The organism is Spirosoma sp. 209 (genome assembly GCF_002006735.1).
In the GTDB taxonomy this organism is placed as follows: domain Bacteria; phylum Bacteroidota; class Bacteroidia; order Cytophagales; family Spirosomataceae; genus Spirosoma; species Spirosoma sordidisoli.
On sequence record NZ_MVEC01000003.1, the window covers coordinates 88,338 to 113,082 of the forward strand.

Sequence of the window (24,745 nt, forward strand, 5' to 3'; positions counted from 1 at the left end):
AAACCCCTGTTTTGCCAGTATGTCTTTGCGTATTGTTGTTATCGGTGGCGGAGCCGCCGGTTTTTTCGGAGCCATCACCGCTGCCGAAACCTTCCCCGATGCCTCCGTCACTATTCTGGAAAAGAATCGTACCGTTCTCAATAAAGTACGCATCTCGGGCGGTGGCCGCTGCAACGTAACCCACGCCTGCTTCGACAATCGGCAACTGGTCAGGTACTATCCACGGGGCGAAAAACCCCTGCGTACCCTGTTGCCTATTTTCGATGCTGCCGCTACCGTGCGCTGGTTCGAGAATCGGGGCGTCAGCCTGAAAACCGAAGCAGACGGGCGGATGTTTCCAACCACCAATACGTCCGAAACCATCGTTGACTGCCTGCTCGACACGGCCCGAAAACTGGGCATTTCGGTCCGGACAAGCTGCGGTGTCGAATCGCTTGACCCGACGGGCGGCAGTTGGACACTACACCTTCTGAACGGCGAACGCCTGGAGGCCGATCGGGTTCTGGTGGCTACGGGCGGGTATCCACAACGCCCCTCCTACGACTGGCTGCCGGAGCAGGACGAACCCCTGATTTCGCCGGTCCCTTCCCTCTTTACGTTCAACGCGCCCGGCAGTTTCCTGCTGCCGCTGGCGGGAGTTTCGGTACCGGATGCCAAAGTGTATGTGGTAGAGACCCGACAGGAACAACGCGGGCCGGTTTTGCTGACCCACTGGGGCTTCAGCGGTCCAGCCGTGCTGCGGCTGTCGGCCTGGGCGGCCCGCGAGCTGGCCGAGCGGGACTACCGGTTCACGCTGCGGATCAACTGGACGCCCGACCTGAACGACAACTCAGTTCGGGTAGCCCTGCAAAATTTCCGGCAGCAGAACGGCCGCAAGCAGGTTATTTCTCAGAATCCGTTCGGCTTACCGGGTCGGCTCTGGCAGGCGCTGGCCAGCCAGTCAGACATTGCTGCCGAACAGCGCTGGGCCGACCTACCCGCCAAGCCACTCAACCGCCTGGCCGAGCGGATGACCAACAGCCAGTTTGGGGTAGAGGGCAAGAGCACATTCAAGGAAGAGTTTGTCACCTGCGGAGGTATCTCTCTCGACGCGCTGACGCTTCAGACGCTCGAAAGCAGGGCACAGCCGGGCTTGTTTTTTGCGGGCGAAGTCCTGAATGTCGACGGAATTACCGGGGGATTTAATTTCCAAAACGCCTGGACAACAGGCTACATAGCGGGCCGGCACATCGGTATGGTCTAAAAATTACAACGGGCGTTCCAACGGTGTTCATCCCGATCGAGTCATACCTATACGTTTCCGGAACGTGTTGCCTGATTTTTTACCATTATCGACTAGTACATGAAACGATTTGCTATGTCTGTTCTGGCGTTGGTATCATGCTTGAGCATGAGCTGCCAGGATAACAACTCAACCATAAATCCCGCGCCGACAACCGGCGTTCTCATCAACGATGCGTTTGCTACCAGCCAGAACGGCTGGGATGGCGACGTATCCGACTACGCGGTCGAACAGCAGGCGCTGATCGAGTTTTCGTTCTCGCATGCCGGGCTCCCCGCCCCACTCGACCAGTCGCAGAAAGCCCTGCGGGTCTTCGGTCGCAACCGCAGCGACGACATTTTCATGTTTGTACGGAAGCAGCTGACGGGCCTGCGTCCCAATACCGACTACAAATTACAGTTCGATGTGGAACTGGCTTCCAGGTATCCGGCCAATAGCATCGGCATTGGTGGCTCGCCGGGCAGCAGCGTCTTTTTGAAAGCCGGCGCTTCGGCCACAAAACCGGAGAAAGTTCTCGACGGGACATTCTATAAACTCAGTGTTGACAAGGGGTCGCAGTCCGATGCCGGCCCGGCAGCCGTACTGATCGGTAACGTGGCCAATGGCAAAGACGTGGAAGAATACACGCTCATTCAGCGGACAAACAAAGAACAGCCCCTGACAGCCCGCACGAATGACAAAGGCGAGTTATGGGTTTTTGTGGGCAGCGACTCTGGCTTCGAGGGTGATCAGGCGCTGTATTACAGTAAAATCAAAGTAACAGCCCTGTAAGTATGTGATAAAACAAAACCGCTGGTTTCGCATCATCAGGGCATGAGCGAAACCAGCGGTTTTTTAGTGACCGGCCAGTACGGTACGCGCCGATTCTTCGTCGCGCTTCAACTGCTCGACCAGCGCCGGCAGCCCATCGAACTTCTGCTCCGGCCGCAGGAACTCCCGAAACCGCAGGGTCAGATGTTCGCCATAAATATCTTTCTCAAAATCGAAGATGTAGGTCTCGATCGTCTGGTTCGTTCCGGCTACGGTTGGGCGAAAGCCGATGTTGAGCATACCACCCAGCAGCTGATCATTGGCCGACTGCCCGGCGTATAGCACATCGACCGCGTATACGCCGTTGGCCGGAATGAGTTTAACCGGATCATCGACCTGCATGTTAGCCGTCGGGAAACCGATAGTCCGGCCCAGCTGACGTCCCTTTACAATGGTGCCGGTCAGGCTGTAGGGCCGCCCCAGGAACAGGTTCGCCGTGTGCACGTTTCCTTCGCTGAGAGCCGCCCGGATTTTGGACGAGCTAACGCCTACCGCTTCTACGTCCTGCCGGGGTATCTCTTCCACCTCGAACCCGTATTCGCTCTGGTGCGCCCGTATGTAGTCGAAGCCCCCCTCCCGGTCGCGTCCGAATCGGTGATCATACCCGATAACCAGCTTTTTGGTACCGATTTTATCGATCAGAATCTGACGGATATATTCTTCCGACGTTAGTTGGGAAAATGATCGCGTAAACGGAATCACCACCAGGTGATCAACGCCAGCCTGCTCAAGCAGCGTAATCTTCTCATCCAGCGTGGTCAGCAACTTAAGATCCTGACTGTCGTTGGCCACTACCGTACGGGGATGCGGCCAGTAAGTAATCAGCACCGATTGACCATCGCTAGTCCGGGCTACTTCGGTAAGCCGTTGCAGAATTGTCTGGTGACCGCGATGAACGCCATCGAACGTACCGCTCGTCACTACGGCATTGGGCAACGGCTGAAGGTCGTCAAGACCACGATAAACACGCATTCGTTTCGAAATTGATTGTCATTGGCAAAGCCCTGTCCGGAAGACCGCTAGCCTACCATCGGTGTCCGCTTTACCGTTTTGTTAGTCAGTAGCCGTATCTGATCCGGACTGCGGCTCAGCGGCTTTAGCGGCCGCTGACGATTTATACCGATCGATAAAGGCTTCGAGCGTTTCGGCCTCTTCGATGCGGAAGTCACCGATACGGGTCCGGCGCAGCGCACTCATGTAGGCCCCGTTGTTAAGCAGCAACCCCAGATCACGAACCAGACTACGAATATACGTGCCTTTTGAACACACAATCCGGAAGTCGACGGCCGGAAAACGCTCGGCGTTGGTCTCGAACAGCCGCACCGTAACCTGGCGGCTCTTGATCTCCGTCGTTTCGCCCCGCCGGGCTTTTTCGTACAGTCGCTCGCCCCCTACCCGCACCGCTGAGTAGATGGGGGGCACCTGTAAAATATCGCCGGTCAGCTGACGGGCTGCGTCCTGAATCTGGTCGGGCGTGATGCCCGTCGTATCGAATTCGGCGTCGAACTCAGTTTCCAGATCGACAGAGGGGGTGGTTTTTCCCAGTACCAGCGTACCGGTATATTCTTTCTCCTGCGCCTGATACTGATCGATTTGCTTGGTCATTTTGCCGGTGCAGAGAATCAGCAGTCCGGTAGCCAGCGGATCGAGCGTACCAGCATGCCCAATTTTCCTGAACTTACAGGCATACTTCAGTTTATTAGCCACATCGAACGAGGTCCACGTCAGTGGTTTGTCGATCAGAATCAGTTGGCCTGGGTCGGGCGATTGCCCCGTTGGTTGTGACACAGAAATAGACAGAAAAAAGGAGTTTGTACAGGGGCTTGCCCCCGCACAGACCATAGTCGATTTTACAATACGTCGAGCTTTACGCCGGAAGCTAAGAGGCCCAGCAGCAGCAGGCCGAGCGCAATCCGGTAATAGCCAAATACTTTAAAGCCGTAGCGCGTCAGGAACCCGACAAACCCGCGAATGGCAATCAATCCAACCACGAACGCAATGCCGTTGCCGATCAGCAGAATCTGGTAATCGTCGGGCTGCAGCAGCTTGTAGCTTTTCAGGAGTTTGTATCCCGACGCAGCCGCCATGGTAGGTACCGCCAGGAAAAACGAAAATTCAGCCGCCTGCGTCCGGGTTAGCCCCTGGTACATGCCGCCAATGATCGTCGCTGCCGATCTCGATACGCCCGGAACCATGGCTATGCACTGAAAAAAGCCGATCCGGAGCGCATCAGGCGCTGTAACATCACGGTCTTTGGGCTGCCGCCTGATGATGTCATCGATGAAGACCAGGATGATCCCCCCTACCAGTAACGAAATCGCTACAACTACTACGTTCTCGAGCAGGGAGTCGATAAAGTCATTGAGCAGAAAGCCGATAACGGCCGCGGGGAGGAAGGCAATCAGAATTTTCGCGTAGAAATCGACCAGCCGCTGGGTCTTTTGCGGAAACCGCAGCACCCAGTTGGGCAGCGGAATATCGCCCGTCCGGGTGTCGGTCAGGAACCGGCGGTGGTACAGCACCAGCACCGACAGGATACAGCCAAACTGTATATCAACGGTATAGAGTTTGGTGAATTCATTCCCGGCAATACCCGCCAGCGAGGAATAGATAATCATGTGGCCGGTCGAAGAAACCGGCAGGAACTCGGTGAGTCCTTCGATAATGGCCAGGACAATGGCGTGAATCAGATCCATCAAAAGAGGGTATAAAACGGTCCGCCGTACCAGTCATACGGTTGTAACACTGCAAAGATGGGTGAGGTGAACCCAACTTTACAACTTTACCCACGCATAACCGCTACGGCGGACTAATTTATACCGATCTATTCCGGTTAACTCCGGGGCCGGGCCAGAATAGCAAAGAACTCGAGCACAAAGCCACTGAAGACGACCAGGGGCCCCAGGGTCAGGCCCAGAAATCCGAAGCCAAACTCTTCCTTGTCAAGGCTCATGATAAAGAATCCCAGCAGAATAACGCCAATACCGGCTAGCATGATCATGTAGTTACGCCGGCCAAACGGCAACGCAGCCGTTGGCGCCGGTTCTGACGAGCCAAACCGGCTGGTTAAAGGCTTGGGAGCGGCCGTTGCCACAACCGGTGCTTTTTTGGCGGGCTCTTCACGCACCAGCGTGGTTGAACCCAGTTGCTTATCTTTTGCCATAATCGTGTTTTCTTCTCAATACAACTCATCCAGGGTCAGGCCAAGGTACCGATGTACCGCCTGAAACGTACTCAAAAAGCCAATCACTACACCCAGGCCAACCAGCCCCGCCAGCAGTATGGCCATCTTTTCATAATCCTGAAAAGCACCCAGCTCGGGTAGGTTGCGGATGGCGAGCTGCAACGTAATCAGCAGCAGGACCACCGCAATGACCCCTGCCAGAAAACCCTGCCAGATACCGCGTCCTAAAAACGGGCGGGTAATGAACCCGTTGGTTGCTCCGACCAGCTGCATACTCCGGATCAGCATCCGCTGAGAATGCAACGCCAGCCGAATCGTATTGTTCATCAGCACCACGATAATCACGAGCAGCACCAGCGCAAAGGCCGACATGATCAGGTAAATCCGGGTAATGTTACGGTTGATACTGTCGACCAGGTTTTCCTGGTAAACAACCTCGAATACGCCGTCGATCTGCTCCAGATCAGTTTTTACTCCTTGTAGTTTAGCCTCGTCAAAGTACTCTTCGTTGAGCTTTATCCGGTAGCTGTCGCGCAGTGGATTTTCACCCAGAAACTTCGAAAAATCTTCTTTCGTCTCCGCAATAAACTCTTTAGCCGCTACTTCTTTGGTAACCAGCGTTACCTGCGCCGACCCGTTGTTTTTCAACACATAAGGCCGTTCTGACAATGTCCGAAACAGCGCAGCAACTTTGGTTGAGTCGAGATCTTTGTCTAAGAACGCCCGCATCTCGTAGTTCTCGCGGATGTACGTCACCAATCGTTTGGAATGGATGGCCAGCAGCCCGCAAAAACCAATTAAAAACAAAGCCAGTGTCAGACTAAATAAAATCATGCCACTGGGGTACGTACCTACTTTCTTCTTTTTACGAGCCATTCAGGGGTTCGTGTTGGTAAAACAAAATTACGTGAATCAACCGGCGAATGGGCTAATTTAAGAAAATTTAGGGTTTCTATCGCGTTCCGTCCCCGCTTTCGGCGGTAAGGTCAGCGTCTGGCGACCTGCTGGAAGCCGCATACCCCTGCTTTTCATCGCCATATTCCCTCTATAGGCTGTATGATTACTGAACGTAAACCGTCGCCAAAAAATGTTATGCCTGTAGCAGACGGCCCCGGAAATATCTGATTCGTCATGGTAACCTGCCCATCGTTGGCGAAAATCTCGACCGATGATCGGTCAACCCAGACCTGCAGGGTCACCCGACCGTTCTGCGGTTTGAGCGGAGCCGTGAAGCGACCCGGAAAATCTTTGCTGAACCCAGTTTGGCCAGACCGGCTCCGATCCAGGAACAGCTGCTGCCGGACCGGATCGTACCCAATGGCCGTTGCCTCGGTTTCATCCTGGCTGTTTTTTCGAAGCTGCACCCGTACGCCCGGACTTATCTGTTTGGGTTCCAGCTCGAGCGTTAACAGGTACGTATCTGTCGGCAGGCTCGAACCGGCTGTATGGAGCTGTTCGTTTAGCTGGGCCACATCGGTACCGGTCCAGCGGAAGGGGGCTCCCAGTAACGGTTTGAGCTCCTGAATGGGCCGCTGCCGGAGTTCGTAACGTGCCGGTGTGCCACTGTTCTGGAGTTTAACGAGCCGCAACTCGCGGGGCAGCGTCATGGCCCCCCGAAACGGGGCCGTGGGCAGGTCGTTGGCGTACTGCCAGTTGTTCATCCAGCCAATGCTGATAGCGCCCCGGTTGCCTCGTACGGGCAAATTGTTAAACGTGATGGCTGCGTAATAGTCTTTCCCCCAGTCTACGTACCGCACGTCGCCGGGTTTCAGCTCGCTGACGAACGACTTTCCGTCAAACCGACCCAGATAGTACTGCATACCGGACCCACCGGCTGGCGCCCCCCCGCCCATCGACAGCATCAATAGCCACTTGCGCTCCAGTGTACCGTCTACCGGCACCTCTACCAGGTCAGGACATTCCCAGATTGTGGCCGGGCTGTCGGCAGCGGTAAATTCGCCTGATTTGGTCCATTGCTTCAGGTTAGGCGACTGATAGAACAGCGCCTTTTTCTCGGCAGGCAACAGCACCACCATGACCCAGCGCTGCGTAGGCTCGTGCCAGAAGACCTTCGGATCACGAAAATCTTTCTTGTTCAGGTCGATGACGGGGTTGGCGATGTACTTGGTCCAGGTGCGGCCCCGATCCAGGCTGTAGGCAATATGCTGGCTCTGGCGGTTGGTCTGGTGAGCCGTATACACAGCGACCATCGGTATGACCCCATTCTGGCCGAATCCACTGGTGTTATTTTTATCGACGACGCAGCTGCCCGAGAAAATCATGGTTGACCCCTCCTCCGGAATAGCGGGAGGCAGCTCCTTCCAGTGTACGAGGTCGCGGCTGATGGCATGTCCCCAGGTCATATGTCCCCAGCGACTGCCGTATGGATTGTACTGATAAAACAGGTGATACTCCCCGTCGAAATAGACCAGGCCGTTGGGGTCGTTGATCCAGTTGGCGCGGGGCGAAAAATGATACTGAGGCCGGAAGGCCTGTCGGTACGTCGTATCCGTACCGGTTCGCTGCGCCAGCCCCGCTGATGACAGCAAACTACCGAGCCACAGGGCCCATAAAGCACGGATCATAATAAGGAGTAAAACACATTACTGCGCACAAGTACGCTATTCCAGCGCACATTCTGGCACGGGGCCAACAAAACATCCACGTAAATCACTTCGTTAAACAGACCAGCCTTAACCGCCTGCTTTATGATACCAGCCCAAGCATTTCAGCGATACGACGAAACCGATGACGCCCGGTTTTACATCCAGCCCCGGCTGGTCAACCACATCGATGACCGGGCCATCGAGGCTACGACAGCGCTGTTTCGCGAATACCTGCCGGCCAACGGAGCCATTCTGGATCTGATGAGCAGCTGGGTCAGCCATCTCCCCGACGACGTAGCGTATCGACAGGTAACGGGTCTGGGCATGAACGAAACCGAACTACGCGCCAATCCCCGGCTGACCGATTACGTTGTGCAGAACCTCAACCAGCAGCCACTACTCCCCTACGAGACAGCTTCCTTCGATGGCGGCATGGTAACCGTATCGGTTCAGTACCTCACCAATCCCGTTGCCGTTTACCGCGACCTGGGCCGGGTGCTGAAACCTGGGGCGCCCTTTCTAACCGTTTTCTCCAACCGTATGTTCCCCACAAAGGCGGTGGCGATCTGGCAGGCACTCGACGACGTGGGCCATCAGCAACTGGTTCGCAGCTACTACGAGCAGGCCGGCGCTTTTGAGGCAATTACCCTGCTGGACCGTAGCCCGCGTGGCTGGGGCGACCCCTTGTTTGCAGTTGTCGGGTATCGTCGGCCCGACGAAATTGTATAACCAGCCTGGTCCGTTTATCAGCTTTTTTTCCAGCGGTCCAGGACCACACCCGTAACCAGGCCGCCAAACAGGTACCAACCCACAGTCATGGCTACCGTGGCTGACGTGCGGTTGGTGGGCGCTTCGCCCAGCCCCATAGGCCCGGGAAGCGTCACCGCTCCCACTCCCGCCAGGAGCCCCAGCACACCCCCGGCTACTACCGGCTGCCTGTCGCTCAGACCGGCCAGACTGTAATACAGGCCATTCGAAATGATATCACCCAGCATGGCCTGACCATAGAGGGCATTGCCGGTAGGTGGCTGCTCCCCCGCTTTCCGATACCCTTTCTGAATACTGCGCATACCCAGCACATCGGCCCGGGGCGCGTTGGGCACAAACTGCCGAACCGTTTCGTGCAGCACATTCAGCGCCAGGGCACCGGCCAGCCCGCTGCCGAGGGCCTGGGTAAGGGCAGGATTTATCGTTGTAGACATGATTCGCTGAGTACGTTCTATGTATCCAACCCGCCCGGCAGCAAGTTGTTCGGGCGAACCGAGCTACCGGAGGGTAGAAAAGTTAGCCAGTTCGACCCGGCTGGCTACTCATTCGTCACATACAGTTGGGGCTTGGGAGCCTGAATACCGTCTTTCCCAAACTGCCTCGCCATGTTTTCGAGCAGGTAGTAATGGGTTTCCCAGTAGGTGTCGCTCTTTGTCCAGACCCGAACGTCATACTCGCGGGAGTTGGCATTGAGCCTGGCAATCAGCACGTCATGGTCCCGATCTTTGAGCGCATACGGACACGCATCGACGACCGCCCGTATAGAAGCTGCGGTGATGTCGATATCGTTCTGACTACCAACGGTATAGACCTGATCAACGCGAATAACTCCTTTGGTACTGATGTTGGTGATGGCCGAAGTCGACAGGGGGCCGTTCGGCAGAATAATGGTTTTATTATCGAGCGTAACGAGGGTCGTATCGAAAATACGAATAGCTTCAACATGTCCCGTAAAGCCTTGTGCACTAATGAGGTCGCCCACCCGAAATGGTTTGAATATCAGAATAAGCACCCCACCCGCAAAGTTGGCCAGACTGCCCTGTAACGCTAACCCCACTGCCAGGCCAGCCGCTCCGATAATGGCTACAAACGATGTGGTGGCCACGCCGAGGGTACTGGCTATGCTGAGCAGGAGCAGCACCCGCAATGTTCCATTGACTAATGAAAGCAAAAAGGGCTGAACGTCGCGGTCTACATGCCGCCTGGTCATGATCGTTGACAGCAGCCGGGTTATCCAGCCAATAAGCCAAAGGCCGACAGTGAGAGTAAGTATGGCCAGCACAATACGGCCGCCATACAGCGTAGCGAAAGTGATTACCTGTTCGTAGATGCGCTGTGCGCTTTCCTGAGCATTCTCCATGGGTACGTCCGGTTTAGTTCACCCCTCAGACGCGCACATTCAGAAAGGTAACTCTGCCGGAAGGCCTTCGGAAAAACAGACAGCAGGCCGCCGAATAAACCAGGTCGGGTTTAGCTTACAGCCAGTTCTTACGCCGGAAAACCCATACCGTCAGGGCCGACGACAGCACCATCATCGCCAGCGCAAACGCATAGCCGTACTTCCAGTGAATTTCGGGCATCTCGTCAAAGTTCATCCCCCAGATGCTGGCCAGCAGCGTAGGCGGCAGAAACACCAGCGACACAACGGTGAAGATTTTAACGATCCGGTTCTGTTCCAGATCAATCAGACCGAGGTATGTATTCTGAAGAAATTCGAGCCGTTCAAAAATGAAATTCGTATGATCGATCAGCGAACCAATATCTTTGATCAGGGTACGGAGCCGCTGCTGCTCGGCGTCGCTGAACCAGCCGTCTGACCGGATCATGGACGAAATAACCCGCTGTTTGTCGACCACATTTTCGCGGATATTCATGGTCAGCTCCTGGTAGTCGTTGATATTGAGCAGCATTTCCCGGTCCAGGTTCGCATCCAGGTCGAGCATCCGGTTGATGGCTTTGATCTCGCCCGACACCATTTCGATCAGGTCCGCATCGTAATCGATCCGTGACTCGAAGATCGAAATCAGAATCTGAGCCCCGTCGCTAAACAGGGCCCGGCGCGACTTGATCCGTTTTACGGTATCGGCAAATGATTTCAGGTCAGCGTTCCGGTAAGTGAACAGCGTATCGTCTTTAAGAATAAAACTAACCGGTACCGTTATGTAGCGATGTTCGGGGTCAGGCACCAGAAAGTTGGAATTGGCAATCAGGTAATCGTCTTCCTCGATGTAGCGCGATGAGCTTTCGATCTCCAGCTGCTCCTGCTGGCTCAGAAAATCGACGTCGAATTTTTCTTCCACGCTTTTGATTTCGGCCGCTGTCGGGTTCTGAAGATCGACCCAGAGTGTTCGCTCTGTATCAGAGAATGAATCGATATCGCGGATTTTACGGACGGCTGTTTCGTCCTGCTGGAAGATTCGGATCATGCAATGGTTGAGCAGATAAGCGTTCGGCCGCGAAGTTCGCAGATTGCGCGCTACCACCAAAACAACCGCTGAATTTCGCCCCCTTTCCGTACCTTCGCGCTCCCGAACCGTAGAACAGTATCCATCAGCAACAAACCGTTATGCAGCAGAAAATCCGGCGTGAAGATGCCCTCGATTACCACGCCAAAGGGCGTCCGGGTAAGCTTGAAGTCATTCCTACCAAAGAATATAATACCCAGCGTGACCTCTCCCTGGCCTACTCGCCCGGCGTAGCGGAGCCCTGTCTGGCCATCGAAGCCAATGCCGACGATGCCTATAAATACACGGCCAAGGGTAACCTGGTTGCCGTTATCAGCAACGGTACGGCCGTTCTGGGCCTGGGCGATATCGGAGCCGTAGCCAGTAAGCCGGTTATGGAAGGCAAAGGCCTCCTGTTCAAGATCTACGCCGATATCGACGTATTCGATATCGAGCTCGACACCCGCGACCCCGAGGAGTTTATCCGGACCGTCAAGATTCTGGAGCCCACCTTTGGCGGTGTAAACCTCGAAGACATCAAGGCCCCCGAGTGTTTCGAAATCGAAGAACGGCTGCGGCAGCAGCTGAATATTCCGGTCATGCACGATGACCAGCACGGTACAGCCATTGTGAGTGGAGCAGCCCTGCTCAATGCCCTCGAGCTGGTCAATAAAAAAATTGAAACGGCGCAGTTTGTCATACTCGGCGCCGGTGCTGCGGCTATTTCCTGCGCCCGGCAGTATGTGGCCCTTGGTGCCAAAACCGAGCACATTGTGATGTTCGATGTGAACGGCCCGCTGCGCACGGATCGTACGGACCTCAACGACATTACCCGGCCTTTCGCGACCAGCCGTGACATAAAATCGGTGGCCGAAGCCTTTGTCGGAGCCGATGTGTTTGTTGGTCTCTCGAAAGGCAACATCGTCAGCCAGGACATGATCCGCACCATGGCGGCCGACGCGATTGTGTTTGCCATGGCCAACCCGACGCCCGAGATCAGCTACGACGATGCCATGGCCGCCCGGCCCGACATCATCATGGCAACCGGCCGGTCCGATTACCCCAACCAGGTCAACAACGTGCTGGGCTTCCCGTATATCTTCCGGGGTGCTCTCGACGTACGGGCTACGGAAATCAATGAAGCCATGAAGCTGGCGGCAACCTATGCCCTGGCCGACCTGGCCAAAAAGCCCGTTCCAGACATTGTTAACCTGGCCTACGGGCAGGATAACATGGTCTTTGGCCGTACCTATATTTTACCCAAACCCGTTGACCCACGGCTGCTGGCTACTGTCGCACCGGCCGTTGCCCGGGCCGCCATCGAGTCAGGGATGGCCCGCTCTCCCATTACCGACTGGGACGCCTACGAAGCCCAGCTGGCCCGGCGACTGGGGCATGACAACCAGATTTCGCGGGTTATCCTGACCACGGCCAAGACCAACCCCAAACGGGTTGTGTTTGCCGATGCCGAAAACCTGAAAGTGCTGAAAGCCGCGCAGCAGGTACGCGATGATGGAATTGCCTACCCGATTCTGCTGGGTGAAGCAGCCAAAATTCAGAAAATCATCTTCGATAATAACCTCGACCTGGGGCAGATACCGATCATCGATCCGCGTTCGCCCGAACAGGCCGGGCTGATTCAGCGGTTTGCCGACATCTACTTCGACAAGCGCAAACGCAAGGGCGTCAACGCGACCGAGGCCCGCAAGCTGATGTATTATCGCAATTACTTCGGAGCGATGATGGTAGAGACGGGCGAGGCCGATGCGCTGATTTCGGGGCTGACGCGTTCGTATCCCGACACGATCCGGCCGGCCCTACAGGTCATTGGCAAAGAACCGGGCGTCAAAAAAGTAGCGGGTATGTACATCCTGCTCACCAAACGCGGCCCGCTGTTCTTCTCCGACACGACCGTAAACTTCAACCCGACGGCCGAAGAAATCGTTGAAATTACCGAACTGACCGCCCGCACCGTCGAGCGGTTCAACATCAAACCGCGCATAGGCCTGGTTACGTACTCGAACTTCGGCAGCGCCAAAGGCGAAGATGCCGAGAAGATGAACCGGGCGGTTGAGATTTTGCAACAGCGGCATCCCGATATGATCGTAGACGGCGAAATACAGGCCCACCTGGCTTTCAACACCGAACTGCTGGAACAGAACCACCCGTTTAGCAAGCTGGTTGGTGAAGGCGCCAATACGCTGATTTTCCCGAATCTGTCGGCAGCCAACATTGCCTATAACCTGATGAGCGAAACGGCCGGTTTCGACACCATCGGCCCCATTCTGCTGGGTATACGTAAACCCGTTTACGTACTTCAGCTGGGCTCTTCAGAACGTGAAATTGTTAACATGGTCGCTATTGCGGTCGTAGAAGCACAAGGGAAGGAATAAAAATGGCACGTATTTTAACCGGTATCCAGTCGAGCGGTCGACCGCATCTGGGCAACATTCTGGGGGCTATCAAACCCGCTATTGATCTGTCGCTGCTCCCCGGCAACGATTCGTTTCTGTTCATTGCCGATCTGCATTCGCTCACCAGCCTGCGCGATGGCAACACCCGGCGCGACTACGTCCGCGCGATAGCCTCTACCTGGCTGGCCTTTGGCCTCGACACCAGCCGCACTACCTTCTGGCGGCAGTCGCGGGTGCCGGAGCATACCGAGCTGGCCTGGTACCTGAACTGCTTTACCCCGGTGCCGATGCTGGAGAACGCGACTTCGTTCAAGGATAAATCGGAGAAGCTGACCGCCGAAGCCGGTAGCAATGCCGCCAGCGCCATCAACGCCGGTTTGTTCACCTACCCGGTTCTGCAGGCGGCTGATATTCTGCTGTACGATGCCGAAGTGATTCCGGTGGGTAAAGACCAGCGGCAACACATTGAAATGACCCGCGATATAGCCGGCGCCCTAAACCGGTCGGTAGGCGCTGACATTCTGGTTCTGCCCGAAGCCCGGATCGACGAACGGCTCATGGTCATTCCCGGCATCGACGGCAAGAAGATGAGTAAGTCGTATAACAACTACATCGACATCTTCCTGCCCGAAAACGAGCTGTATAAGGTGATCAAGAAAATCAAATCAGACTCAACGGCCCTCGAAGACCCCAAGAACCCGGATACCGACATTACGTTTCAGCTCTACAGCCTGCTGGCTTCTGACGAACAGATTCGGGAGATGCGCGGGCTCTACGAAGCCGGCGGATTCGGCTACGGGTCGGCCAAGAAAGCGTTTTACGAGCTGATCGTTCAGAAATACGCCACCGAGCGCGAGCGGTTTACGTTCTACATGACCAACAACGATGAGCTGGAGCGGGAACTGCGCACCGGCGAAGAAAAAGCCCGCGCCGTAGCCAGTCAGACCATTGCCCGCGTGCGCGAGAAGCTCGGCTTCAACTGACCAGCCCAGCCGTTGGTTTCCCGAAATGCTTTCGTCTCGGGAAACCAACGGCACCGGCCAGGGTTGCTGAACTCAATGGCTATTGATAGTTTTGAACGGTATCTATTTCCTACTCCCCCCTTATGTTACACCTCGGCTTTGTATCGGCAATCCTGGCCGATTATGACCTCAACGGCGTGCTGAAATTTGCTTCGGAGCACTCATTCCGATGCGTTGAACTGATGTGCTGGCCCGCCGACAACGCCGACGCCCGCCGGTACGCAGGCGTCACGCACCTGAACGTCGACAAGCTGAACGTTGAGCAGGTGCACGCACTGACCCGTCAGTACGGTATCTCGATCTCGGGCCTTGGCTATTACCCCAACCCCCTCGACCCGGACCCGGAAAAGGCTGAATTTTACCGCGAACACATCCGGAAAATTATTCGGGCGGCAGCGCGGCTGGGTATCCCGGTGGTAAACACCTTTATTGGTCGAAACCCATCGTTGAGCGTAGCGGAGAATCTCAAACTGGTTGCCCAGCACTGGCCCGCCATCGTGAAGGAAGCCGAAGAAAATAACGTCCGGATCGGTATCGAAAACTGCCCTATGTGGTTTACCGACGACGAATGGCCGGGCGGTAAAAACCTGGCCACGACTCCCGCCATCTGGGACCGGCTATTCGAGATTATTCCATCACGGGTACTGGGGCTCAACTATGACCCGAGCCATCTGGTCTGGCAAATGATGGACGAGGTACGGCCCATCTACGACTACCGCGACCGGCTGCACCATATTCACCTCAAAGACGTGAAGGTCTACCGCGACAAACTGAACCGCGTCGGGATCATGGCCAACCCGCTGGAATACCACTCGCCCAAGCTGCCCGGCCTCGGCGACGTTCGCTGGCGCGATTTCTTCGCGGCCCTTACCGATGTTCGCTACCGGGGGCCCGTCTGCATCGAAGTAGAGGACAAAGCTTACGAAGGCAGCCCGGAAGACGTACAGAATGCCATACTCACCGCCCGTAATTACCTGAGCCAGTTTCTGGTGTTATAATCTATTTCCGGGAGGGATTTACGTACCGCCTTTACCTTTGCGCCCCATGCGCGACGCTCTGAACCGACTCGATACCGACCTTTTTCTCTGGCTCAACGGCCAGCACGCTCCCTGGCTCGACCCCATTATGGTTTTCGCCACGGAGCGTAACAGCTGGTTCCCTTTCTATGCCTTGCTGATTGGCTGGCTGGCGGTTCGCTACCGGAAACAGGCGCTGTATTATATTCTGACGCTCGTTGCCGCGGTGGTTTTGAGTGATCAGACCGCATCGGCCCTGCTCAAACCCCTTACCCTGCGCCTACGCCCCTGCCACGAGCCGGCGCTCCAGCCCCTGATCCACCCGGTGCTGGAATGCGGTGGGCTGTATGGGTTTGCCTCATCGCATGCAGCTAACACTTTTACCCTGGCAACAGGACTCTGGTTGCTGGTAGGTCGGGAATATCCGCAGGTCAAATGGGTGTATTTGTGGGCAGCCTTTGTGGCGTACAGCCGTATTTACGTAGGCGCTCACTATCCGCTCGATATACTGGCCGGCGCGGGCATCGGCGTGCTGGCTGCGGTACTCTGTACCCGGATCTACCGGGCGCTTCAACGACGGTCCAGCCAGCAGCGGACTGCCTGAATTTGTCCCGTTTGCACGAATTCCGGCGGGGTTCGACGTATAGCCTAACAATCCGGTTTTACAAGCCGTTGTCAACCTACCCTACAGTTCAAGACGACTCAACGTTTAGGGTAGCTTATGATGAAGCCAGCTAGTACCGGTGTTCTGCCCGATACCCCGACCGACCGACCTCTTTTTGACTCGCCACCTTCTTCGTCCCTGAAAATCAGCGTGGTTGTCCCTGTCCGGAACGAAGCCCATCACCTGACCGATACCCTCGATGCGCTGCGGAACCAGCAGAACGCGAGCGGGCAGGCTATCAACCCCATTATTTTTGAAGTTCTGTTGCTGGCCAACAACTGTACCGACTGTTCGTACGACGTGGCCCGGCGGTATCAGCAGCAGCATCCCGACTTTCCCCTGTTGATTGAACAGATTACCCTGCCTCCCGCCCGGGCTAATATCGGCACTGTACGGCGGTTACTGATGGATGCGGCCTGCCGGCGGTTGACCACGGTCGGGAATTCCAACGGCATCATTGCCTCTACCGATGGCGATACGGTCGTTGATAGTCAATGGATCTATTATACGCTGTGTGAGATTGAAAACGGGAGCGACGCCGTGGGAGGACGGATACTAACCCGACCCGACGGGAGTGCCGTACGACTTTTTCACCTCCGCGACGTTATGTACAGGACCCTCGTGGCGCAGGTCGAAGCCCGGCTCGACCCTCACCCCCACGATCCCTGGCCCCGGCATTTTCAACATTTTGGCGCCAGTATTGCCGTTACCTGCCGCATGTATCGCCAGGCGGGTGGGTTGCCGGAAAAGCCGTTTCTGGAAGATGAAGCCTTTTATCGGGCTATGCTCCGGACCGATGCCAAAGTCCGGAAAAGCCCCAACGTGCGGGTATTTACGTCGACCCGCACCCAGGGCCAGGTAGAGATCGGCTTTTCCGAGCAGTTGCGCTACTGGGCAACCATGGGGCTCTCGGGGCAGCGGCAACTGGCCGAACCAGCTGAAGCCGTCATTACCCGCATCCGACACCGGCACCGGCTTCGTCGTTGCTGGCTCCGCCGGGCGCAGAACAGCCAGCCCGATTGTCTGGTCAGTATTGCCCAGGGGTTGCTGATCGACCCCACCTGGCTGGCGACGGAGTTTGCGATCGCGCCTTACTTCGGGCAGCTGTGGGAAAAAGTAGACGAAAAAATGGCGGCAGGCCGGTGGGCGGCTCACTGGCAACCCGTTCCGATCACAACCGCCATCCAGACGCTGCGTGCGTTTTTACAAACGTAACAGGGGCTTACTACTCAGCCTGTTGCTGCATGGTTCGCTGCCGTACCGCTTCATACAGAACGACGCCGGTAGCTACAGATACGTTGAGCGACCCTACTGAACCCAGCAGCGGAATTTTCACGTGCGTATCGGTCATTCGTAGCAGTTCGGGAGAAATACCGTCTTCTTCAGACCCCATGATGACAGCAATCGGGCCAGTCAGATCGGTGCTGCGTTCGTACAGATCCCGGTTCGATTTTTCGGTACAGGCCACTACCGTAATCCCTGACTCCTGCAGGTACTTGACCGTTTCGGTCAGGTCAGGCTCCCGGCAAACCGATATATGGTTGAGCGCCCCCGACGACGTTTTCATCGCGTCGGAGTTGATAGCCGCAGCCCCCCGCCCCGGAATAACGATGCACTGCACTCCGGTACACTCGGCCGTACGGGCAATAGCTCCGAAATTACGGACGTCGGTGATGCGGTCGAGCAGCAGAAAAAACGGCGTTTCGCCCCGTTCGAACACATCGCCAATGACGTTGGAGAGTTTGACGTACTGCACCTGCGCCACCAGGCAAACAACCCCCTGGTGGTTTTTGCGCGTTAGGCGGTCGAGTTTTTCGACGGGTACGCGCTGGATGGTGACCCGGTTCTGGAAGGCCAGATTCTGGATGTCGGGATGACTGAGCCCCTTTTCCATGTACAGCTTGTCGATCTGCTGATCGGACCGAAGCGTTTCGAGAACGGACTGGATACCAAATACCATCTCGTCCGGCTGGGGACGAAACTGTGGACGGGAGCGAAAATTACGATTAGACTGCTGGGGCATTGATAGTAAATATAAAACCGGACCGGGCGCTTACTCCCGAATCGTTCCTGTTCGCCAGGCTTCTACGATAGGGTACCAGATTGGCTGATACTCGATGTAGCGAACCAGCTCGTAATGGTCTTCTACGAATTGGTTCGGTTTTTTGGTGAACGTAAAGTTGGTTTCCGGAACGTTGGCCCGACGGTTATAAACCCACACTTCGCGCTCGCGGTTCCGCTGTACGCGATCAGGCGCTCCCAGCACGATATAAATCATGCCTTTGTCGGTTTTCCAGCCTTCTTTATAACTGGTAAAGAGACGGTTGGCTTCTTCAACCCGATCAAAATAGGCTTTCAGCGTTCGGCGGGCTACTTCCTCATTACCCGACATGAGGCTGAGCCAGTACCGGTCAAAGGCTTTTTTGGTATCCTGGGCCTGGTTCAACTCACCAATTTCGGTACTGGTACTCATGTACAGTACCGGCCTGATGAGCTTCTCGGGGCGCGTCATCTTCGGAAATCGTTTGTCTGCCACAACCAGGCCAATGCCGCTGGCATCGGTGGTATCTTCCATAAAATAATACAGGCCTTCTTTGGGCAGAACAAACGGCTGATTTGTCGTAATGGTCAGTGTTGAGTCGACATTGAGTGATTTGGGCGCCGGCCGGGGCGAGGTATTCATGGGCGACGAAGCCGCGTCGAACTCGTGCCGATAGCGGAAGCCAAACAGCGGTTTGCTCGTACCGTTCACATCGCGGATAACCACGGTATCGCCCGCGTTGACATAGTTACGAAGCTCCGGCTTCCGGCCATTTTTCCCGTACAGGGTGAACCGATCACTCAGCCGAAGGCCTCTGAAACGCACAGCCAGGTCGTTGCGCGCCTTGGTGCCTGAGTTGATTTCGGTAAACTCGGTCAGCAGAATGGCACTGGCCGCTTCTTTGGGCCGATTAACATCAAAACTGATCGTCAGGTAATGACCATCGTAGCTGACGTTTTGTGCCGTTAGGGGTACATTGCCGTACCCCAGCCGTTCGCGGTTGTTGTAATCCGGGTAGAGCACATACGCAATGATGAAATGACTGGCAAAATCAGCGGGATTGGTAACGACTTCGCCCTGTGGGGTCCGGGCCGTGATGTCCATGAAAACCCGGACGGTAGAGGAGTCGATCGCCAGAAACTTTCCTTTGATTGATGTCACAGCCCACTCCGTAGTGGGTTTGTTGGTAGCCATGGCATCGGTGGCATTAACCGGTCCATCGGCAATCCGGACAGGCGCTGCCGCCGACGGTCGGTTGTCGGGACGACGCTCGTTACTGCCGGGGTTGGCGGATAAGGGAGGGCTGGCGGGTCGATTACCCGTTGCGGGCGCATTTCGGGACGCGGCCGTTCGGGCTTCGTACTCGGCCGTAGCCCGGTCTTTCTGCGACGGCTTGCTGCTCGAGCAGGCCGATACCAGGGCAATAAAGAATAGTATAAACAGCGTTCGCATAATCAGAGATTCGCAGGCGATTAGTATCGATCAGATCACTTGTCTGCCTATAACGAAAAATGGGGGGCGTTCGGGTTATGAAGCCGGTTCATTTTTCTTTACTTCTACAAAAGAGTAATTTTACTGTCCGAATTGCAAACGCATGTATAAGACCACTGAGATTACCTCCGCCGAGATTGCGTCCGATAACCCTGTTCACCAGCGGTTACTGTATCCATATACTAAAGCCGCCACGATGGTTACGGGCCATGTACTCGAAATCGGCTGCGGCTGGGGTCGGGGGCTGGAGCTGCTCACCAAAGCAGCCTCCCAGTATACAGGCATCGACAAAAACACCGAACTCATTACGGCACTGAGCGCTGCGTATCCGGCCTCTACCTTCATTGCCGCCAATATTCCTCCGCTGAGTGGTGCCGACGGGAAGCCACTGCCCGACAATACCTTCGATTTCATTGTAACGTTTCAGGTTATCGAGCATATTGAAAATGACGATCTGTTCATCAGGGAAGCCCATCGGGTACTGAAGCCCGGCGGGAAACTGCTGCTGACCACCGTCAACAAAACGTTTTCGCTCACCCGCAATCCCTGGCACGTTCGGGAGTACACGGCCGGTGAGCTAAAAGCGCTCATCAACCGCTACTTCAAGACGGTCGATACGCAGGGCATTCATGGCAACGAAAAAGTCATGACCTATTACGAGCAGAACAAAGCCTCGGTGCAGAAGCTGACCCGATTCGATATTTTCAACCTGCAGTATCGGCTGCCCCGGCGGCTTCTTCAGGTTCCTTATGACATCATGAACCGGCTGAACCGAAACCGACTGTTACAGGCCGATGGGCTGGCTGCCGAGATCGATTACACCGACTACCTGACCAGTTCCGATCCGGCCGGTAGCCTGGATTTTTTCTATATTGCGACGAAGTAAGCCAGCAGGCCTACTGGACCGCTCATCCAACTATGGTTACAAAGAGGCTACGTTATCGGCCCTTTGCTCCGTAAAACCCATGCAGGCGCTCATTTATTGGGCCAGGGCTGGCATTAATCAAGTTAGCCACTTAACTTACTAGTCGATTTGTAAGCTGGCCTGGTCAGCCGACTGCCGATTCTGTCTTTTTAGACAGCCTGACCGGCGTCGATGGCAGGCAGCTTTACGAATTATCTCCTAGTCCTGCCGGTTCGTTTTACCCGTCGGGTGTCCAACAACCGAGTGGCCTTTTCTTTACTTGATGGCAGTACGATAGTGCGAGGTTCGCCTATCGAATTACGAATAACAGACAGACAATCACTGTGACAGGCCAACAGCCCGTAGCTTCTGTAGCAGAGGCAGGCAATGGCCCACAGGTATTGGCCTGATTAGCTCAACGTGAACAGGGCTGGCGAATTAGGGTCAGCCCCGCCTTCGAAAAGCGGTCTTATTCGTACTCACTTCCTCTCTTACTGCGTATGCTCGTTGCTCTCGTTAAAGTTATTCTGGCGCTAAGCCTGATAGCTGCCTTCCGGTTTGTGTTACGCTTCAAGCCCCGCTTCGATGCTTTTTTCAAGGGCAGAAGCGATGTCTGGCTGGCTTTCATGTGGGTTTCGTTGCGGCTCGTTCCTTTTCTGGGCCTGTACACCATCCTTAACTTCAAGGCCACTTCGGACCTGATCGGGTTTTACAATGGCGCTGTTGCGGCCGAGCAGGGGCTGATACCTTACCGCGATTTTGTTACCGTATACGCACCCTTCTATTCGTACCTGACCGCCATACCCATCCAGTTCTGGAATGACCCGCGGGCCATTATTATTCTGATGATGGTGGTAGAGGGCCTGGCGGTCTGGCTTACCTACCGTCTTTACCGACTGACGCTGACCACCGTTCTGCTGTATCTGTTATTGCCGGCCACTCTGCTGCTCTGCGTTATTGGCGGGCAGGAAGACGTCTGGATGTGGGCTTTCGGTCTGCTCACGATTCCGCTTATCCAGCGGAACCGGATCCTGAGTGCGGGTATTGTACTGGGCCTGGCTATGGTTGCCACCAAGGCGCTGTTTGTGCTGTTTGTGCCCATCATTTTCTTCTGGGTTGATAACAAAGTAAAGCTCCTGGTGGGCATGCTACTGGTTGGCGGCCCGGTACTGGCCTGGCTCTATACCGTGGGCGACTGGACGTTTCTGATGCCGATTCAGCTTACCCAGGATCCGCTGGCTCCTAACCTGCGGTCGGTACTCCACCCAATTCTGGGCGTTTTGCTCGACCGGTTTCCACTGCGTCTGTTCAACTACATGGCGCTGATCAGCGTGGTTATCATCTCGGTCAGTACCGTACTCCGCTGGAAAAAAGCCGGACTCCCCTACCCGGCCATGCTGGCCCGCGCCTGGGTACTTGTTTATACCCTGATCATGTTTCTGGTGCCCAGCGCTTATGCAGTCTACGCCTTTGGTTTCATGCTTCCCATCGTAGCGGGCGGCCTGCCCATCTGGCAGCGTGGCCGCCCCCTGACCGTGTTGTTGCTGTTCAACCTGTTAACCACCGTACAGCCCACGGCCTGGTGGCGCCTGGGGCAGCGGTCCTACTTTTTCTCGGACCTCACCTCTCCGCTCTTTCTGCTGGAGTACACCATGCAGCTGGGGATAATCGGTTGCCTGCTGTACTTTGTCGTTACGATCTGGTCAACGACGCAGCCTTTAGCCCAATCCGTGGCGGGTCCTGGCGCGAGGCCCCGGCAGGCGTATTAACCGGGGCCCATTAGTCCTGGCTATCTCATCTACTCCCCGTCCGGCGTTATGGTGACGACGATGGATTTGGAGGTTGGCGTATGGCTTTTGTCGGCAACCGAGTCGATCGGAATCAGCACGTTGGTTTCGGGGAAATAGGCCGCACAACAACCACGCGGTATAGCATACGGCACAACCACGAATCGGTGGGCGGTGCGGGTTGTCTCGCCATAGTGGCTATGGAGGTTCACGAGCTGCCGGTCGCGCAGGCCCAGCATCGATATATCCTCCTGATTCATGAGAATGACGCGCCGTTCGTTATAGATGCCCCGATACCGATCATCATTGCCGTATACGGTGGTATTGAACTGGTCATGACTCCGAACCGTCATCAGGAGTAACTCGCCGGGCTTCAGCGTATGGGACGTGGGCGTGTTTACCGTGAAATGAGCCTTCCCGTCTTTGGTAGTGAACCGCCGTTCGCGCGGGCCGTTGGGCAGGTAGAAGCCACCCGGTTTGCGAATTCGTTCATTGTACCGCTCAAAACCCGGTACGACCTGCTCGATCAAATCCCGGATGCCGTCATAATTGGCCGCCAGGCCACTCCAGTCTACGGTCGACTTTTCGGCCAGCGTGGCCCGGGCCAGTTCCGCCACGATAGCTACCTCGCTTTTCAGATGGTTTGAAATGGGGTCGAGTACCCCGTGCGACTGGGCCACCACCCCGGTAGTGCTCTCACAGCTCACAAACTGCTCCCCCGAGGGTTGCCGGTCGCGATCGGTACGGCCGAGACAGGGCAGAATCAGGGCCGTTTCGCCATGAATCAGGTGGCTCCGGTTCAGCTTGGTCGACACATGGACCGTCAGGCGGCAGGCCCGCAAGGCGTCGGCCGTGTAGTCGGTATCCGATACCGCCATGGCAAAGTTTCCGCCCAGGCCGATAAACACCCTGGCCCGGCCTTCGTGCATGGCCCGTACGGCGGCCACCGTGTCGTAACCTGGTTTACGCGGAGGTTCGAACCCGAATACCCGTTGCAGCGAATCCAGAAACTCGGGTTTAGGCTTTTCATAGATCCCCATCGTCCGGTCACCCTGTACGTTACTATGCCCCCGTATGGGCGAGGCTCCTCCCCCCTCGATCCCGATGCTCCCTTTCAGCAACAACAGGTTGATCACTTCATTGATCGTATCGACGGCGTTGCGATGCTGGGTCAGCCCCATTGCCCAGCAAATAATCAGCTTAGGCGTATACTTGAACAGATCAACAGCCTCCCGAATTTGATTGAGGGGCAGACCGCACTGCCCAGCCAGCTCGTTGAGATCATAGGTATCCAGATCAGCCACGAACGCGTCGTAGCCCGCCGTGTAGGTCCGGATAAAATCCTGATCGAGTACCTTACCCGGTGCTTTTGCTTCTTCTTCGAGCAGAATTTTGCACATAGCTTTCAGCAAAGCCAGGTCGGTATTGATCGGAATCTGCAGGAACAGGTCGGTCAGCTTCTCGCCCCCCAGCAACAGATCGCGCGGACTTTGCGGGTACTTGAATGCCAGCAGGCCTGCCTCTTTCAAGGGGTTTACCGAAATGATTTTGGCTCCGTTTCGCTTGGCTTCTTCCAGCGGGGTCAGCATGCGGGGCGCGTTGGTCCCCGGATTCTGGCCCATAATCATAATCACATCGGCCTTTTCGTAGTCGTCGTACTTAACCGACGCCTTCCCTAGCCCGATCGTCTCGCCCAGGGATGTACTCGTCGACTCGTGGCACATGTTCGAACAGTCGGGCATGTTGTTGGTGCCAAACTGACGCACAAACAGCTGATAGACGAAAGCAGCCTCGTTACTGGTACGGCCCGAGGTGTAAAACACAGCCTCATCGGGCGAGTCGAGAGCGTTCAGCTGATCGGCAATGAGCTGAAACGCAGCGTCCCAGGTAATGGGTTCGTAATGGGTTGCGCCCAGTTTCAGCACCATAGGCTGCGTAAGCCGTCCCTGTTGCCCCAACCACAAGTCGTTTTTCTGGAGCAATTCAGCCACCGAATAGCGCTGAAACAATACCGGCGAAGCCGTATGCTTGGTCATCACCTCATCGGCCACGGCCTTGGCTCCACTCTCGCAGTATTCGGCTATACTCGACCGATCGCCGTCGGGGTCGGGCCAGGCACAGGACGGGCAGTCGAATCCGTCTTTCTGATTGAGGTTAACGAGTGCTTTCCAGCCACGGCCGGGTCCGGTAGCCGACAAAATATGCTGAAACGACTTCACAACGGCCGTAACACCGGCAGCTTCGGTTTTAGGCTGGCCAACGGTCAGGTCGCCGGTAAGTTCTTCGGGGGGTGTATTGGTCATGATGGGTAT

Annotated in this window: 22 protein-coding genes; 10 read left to right on the plus strand and 12 right to left on the minus strand. The window is 55.8% G+C overall.

Features of this window, described 5'->3' with window-relative positions:
• The first annotated feature begins 19 nt into the window (after nt 1–19).
• On the plus strand, nt 20–1,243 hold the full coding sequence (locus tag B1C80_RS06075) for an NAD(P)/FAD-dependent oxidoreductase (protein WP_077920179.1): 1,224 nt from the start codon (nt 20–22) through the stop codon (nt 1,241–1,243).
• Between the two features lie 147 nt (nt 1,244–1,390).
• Nucleotides 1,391–2,053: a hypothetical protein gene (locus B1C80_RS06080; RefSeq protein ID WP_236648649.1), complete on the plus strand. Its 663-nt coding sequence runs from the start codon at nt 1,391–1,393 to the stop codon at nt 2,051–2,053.
• A gap of 63 nt (nt 2,054–2,116) precedes the next feature.
• On the opposite strand, the gene B1C80_RS06085 is transcribed toward B1C80_RS06080, so the two are convergent.
• The 6 genes from B1C80_RS06085 to B1C80_RS06110 form a co-directional block, all read right to left on the minus strand.
• Nucleotides 2,117–3,064, minus strand: coding sequence for a bifunctional riboflavin kinase/FAD synthetase (locus tag B1C80_RS06085; protein ID WP_077920181.1), 948 nt, complete (start codon nt 3,062–3,064; stop codon nt 2,117–2,119).
• 81 nt (nt 3,065–3,145) lie between these two features.
• On the minus strand, nt 3,146–3,880 hold the full coding sequence (truB, locus tag B1C80_RS06090) for a tRNA pseudouridine(55) synthase TruB (protein WP_139361595.1): 735 nt from the start codon (nt 3,878–3,880) through the stop codon (nt 3,146–3,148).
• A 62-nt stretch (nt 3,881–3,942) separates the two neighbouring features.
• Nucleotides 3,943–4,788: an undecaprenyl-diphosphate phosphatase gene (locus B1C80_RS06095; RefSeq protein ID WP_077920183.1), complete on the minus strand. Its 846-nt coding sequence runs from the start codon at nt 4,786–4,788 to the stop codon at nt 3,943–3,945.
• A 137-nt stretch (nt 4,789–4,925) separates the two neighbouring features.
• Nucleotides 4,926–5,255 (minus strand): DUF3098 domain-containing protein, encoded by a 330-nt coding sequence (locus B1C80_RS06100; protein WP_077920184.1) that lies wholly within the window; start codon nt 5,253–5,255, stop codon nt 4,926–4,928.
• 15 nt (nt 5,256–5,270) lie between these two features.
• Nucleotides 5,271–6,152, minus strand: coding sequence for an ABC transporter permease (locus tag B1C80_RS06105; RefSeq protein WP_077920185.1), 882 nt, complete (start codon nt 6,150–6,152; stop codon nt 5,271–5,273).
• A 152-nt stretch (nt 6,153–6,304) separates the two neighbouring features.
• Nucleotides 6,305–7,861 carry a glycoside hydrolase family 32 protein gene (locus tag B1C80_RS06110; RefSeq protein WP_077920186.1) on the minus strand — a complete coding sequence of 519 codons (1,557 nt, stop codon included), beginning with the start codon at nt 7,859–7,861 and terminating at the stop codon, nt 6,305–6,307.
• A gap of 123 nt (nt 7,862–7,984) precedes the next feature.
• Here B1C80_RS06110 and B1C80_RS06115 point away from each other — a divergent pair, with 123 nt between their 5' ends.
• On the plus strand, nt 7,985–8,611 hold the full coding sequence (locus B1C80_RS06115; RefSeq protein ID WP_077920187.1) for a methyltransferase domain-containing protein: 627 nt from the start codon (nt 7,985–7,987) through the stop codon (nt 8,609–8,611).
• A 17-nt stretch (nt 8,612–8,628) separates the two neighbouring features.
• Here B1C80_RS06115 and B1C80_RS06120 read toward each other — a convergent pair whose 3' ends face one another.
• The 3 genes from B1C80_RS06120 to corA all read right to left on the minus strand — a co-directional run bounded on the left by B1C80_RS06120 (nt 8,629) and on the right by corA (nt 11,076).
• Complete coding sequence (locus B1C80_RS06120; RefSeq protein WP_077920188.1) at nt 8,629–9,084, minus strand: hypothetical protein; 456 nt, start codon at nt 9,082–9,084, stop codon at nt 8,629–8,631.
• A gap of 104 nt (nt 9,085–9,188) precedes the next feature.
• Nucleotides 9,189–10,010, minus strand: coding sequence for a mechanosensitive ion channel family protein (locus B1C80_RS06125; protein WP_077920189.1), 822 nt, complete (start codon nt 10,008–10,010; stop codon nt 9,189–9,191).
• Between the two features lie 115 nt (nt 10,011–10,125).
• Entirely contained in the window at nt 10,126–11,076 is a 951-nt protein-coding gene (gene corA, locus B1C80_RS06130) for a magnesium/cobalt transporter CorA (protein WP_077920190.1), read from the minus strand.
• Nucleotides 11,077–11,216: 140 nt separating this feature from the next.
• Here corA and B1C80_RS06135 point away from each other — a divergent pair, with 140 nt between their 5' ends.
• The 5 genes from B1C80_RS06135 (at nt 11,217) to B1C80_RS06155 (ending at nt 17,425) form a co-directional block, all read left to right on the plus strand.
• On the plus strand, nt 11,217–13,487 hold the full coding sequence (locus B1C80_RS06135; RefSeq protein ID WP_077920191.1) for an NADP-dependent malic enzyme: 2,271 nt from the start codon (nt 11,217–11,219) through the stop codon (nt 13,485–13,487).
• Between the two features lie 2 nt (nt 13,488–13,489).
• Nucleotides 13,490–14,491, plus strand: a complete 1,002-nt coding sequence (gene trpS, locus B1C80_RS06140) for a tryptophan--tRNA ligase (protein ID WP_077920192.1) — start codon at nt 13,490–13,492, stop codon at nt 14,489–14,491.
• 122 nt (nt 14,492–14,613) lie between these two features.
• Nucleotides 14,614–15,528, plus strand: a complete 915-nt coding sequence (locus tag B1C80_RS06145; RefSeq protein WP_077920193.1) for a sugar phosphate isomerase/epimerase — start codon at nt 14,614–14,616, stop codon at nt 15,526–15,528.
• A gap of 46 nt (nt 15,529–15,574) precedes the next feature.
• The gene (locus B1C80_RS06150) at nt 15,575–16,150 is read left to right on the plus strand and encodes a phosphatase PAP2 family protein (protein WP_077920194.1); all 576 of its coding nucleotides are present in this window, start codon (nt 15,575–15,577) and stop codon (nt 16,148–16,150) included.
• Nucleotides 16,151–16,267: 117 nt separating this feature from the next.
• A complete protein-coding gene (locus B1C80_RS06155; protein ID WP_236648651.1) occupies nt 16,268–17,425 on the plus strand; it encodes a glycosyltransferase family 2 protein in 1,158 nt (385 codons plus the stop codon).
• Between the two features lie 10 nt (nt 17,426–17,435).
• Here B1C80_RS06155 and rlmB read toward each other — a convergent pair whose 3' ends face one another.
• Complete coding sequence (rlmB, locus tag B1C80_RS06160) at nt 17,436–18,233, minus strand: 23S rRNA (guanosine(2251)-2'-O)-methyltransferase RlmB (RefSeq protein WP_077920195.1); 798 nt, start codon at nt 18,231–18,233, stop codon at nt 17,436–17,438.
• A 30-nt stretch (nt 18,234–18,263) separates the two neighbouring features.
• A complete protein-coding gene (locus B1C80_RS06165; RefSeq protein WP_077920196.1) occupies nt 18,264–19,703 on the minus strand; it encodes a GWxTD domain-containing protein in 1,440 nt (479 codons plus the stop codon).
• A 142-nt stretch (nt 19,704–19,845) separates the two neighbouring features.
• On the opposite strand from B1C80_RS06165, the gene B1C80_RS06170 reads away from it, so the two are divergent.
• Both B1C80_RS06170 and B1C80_RS06175 read left to right on the plus strand, forming a co-directional pair.
• Nucleotides 19,846–20,628, plus strand: a complete 783-nt coding sequence (locus tag B1C80_RS06170) for a bifunctional 2-polyprenyl-6-hydroxyphenol methylase/3-demethylubiquinol 3-O-methyltransferase UbiG (protein WP_077920197.1) — start codon at nt 19,846–19,848, stop codon at nt 20,626–20,628.
• A 518-nt stretch (nt 20,629–21,146) separates the two neighbouring features.
• Nucleotides 21,147–22,415 (plus strand): hypothetical protein, encoded by a 1,269-nt coding sequence (locus tag B1C80_RS06175; RefSeq protein WP_077920198.1) that lies wholly within the window; start codon nt 21,147–21,149, stop codon nt 22,413–22,415.
• Nucleotides 22,416–22,444: 29 nt separating this feature from the next.
• Here B1C80_RS06175 and B1C80_RS06180 read toward each other — a convergent pair whose 3' ends face one another.
• Nucleotides 22,445–24,736 carry an FdhF/YdeP family oxidoreductase gene (locus tag B1C80_RS06180; protein ID WP_077920199.1) on the minus strand — a complete coding sequence of 764 codons (2,292 nt, stop codon included), beginning with the start codon at nt 24,734–24,736 and terminating at the stop codon, nt 22,445–22,447.
• Nucleotides 24,737–24,745 lie beyond the last annotated feature (9 nt).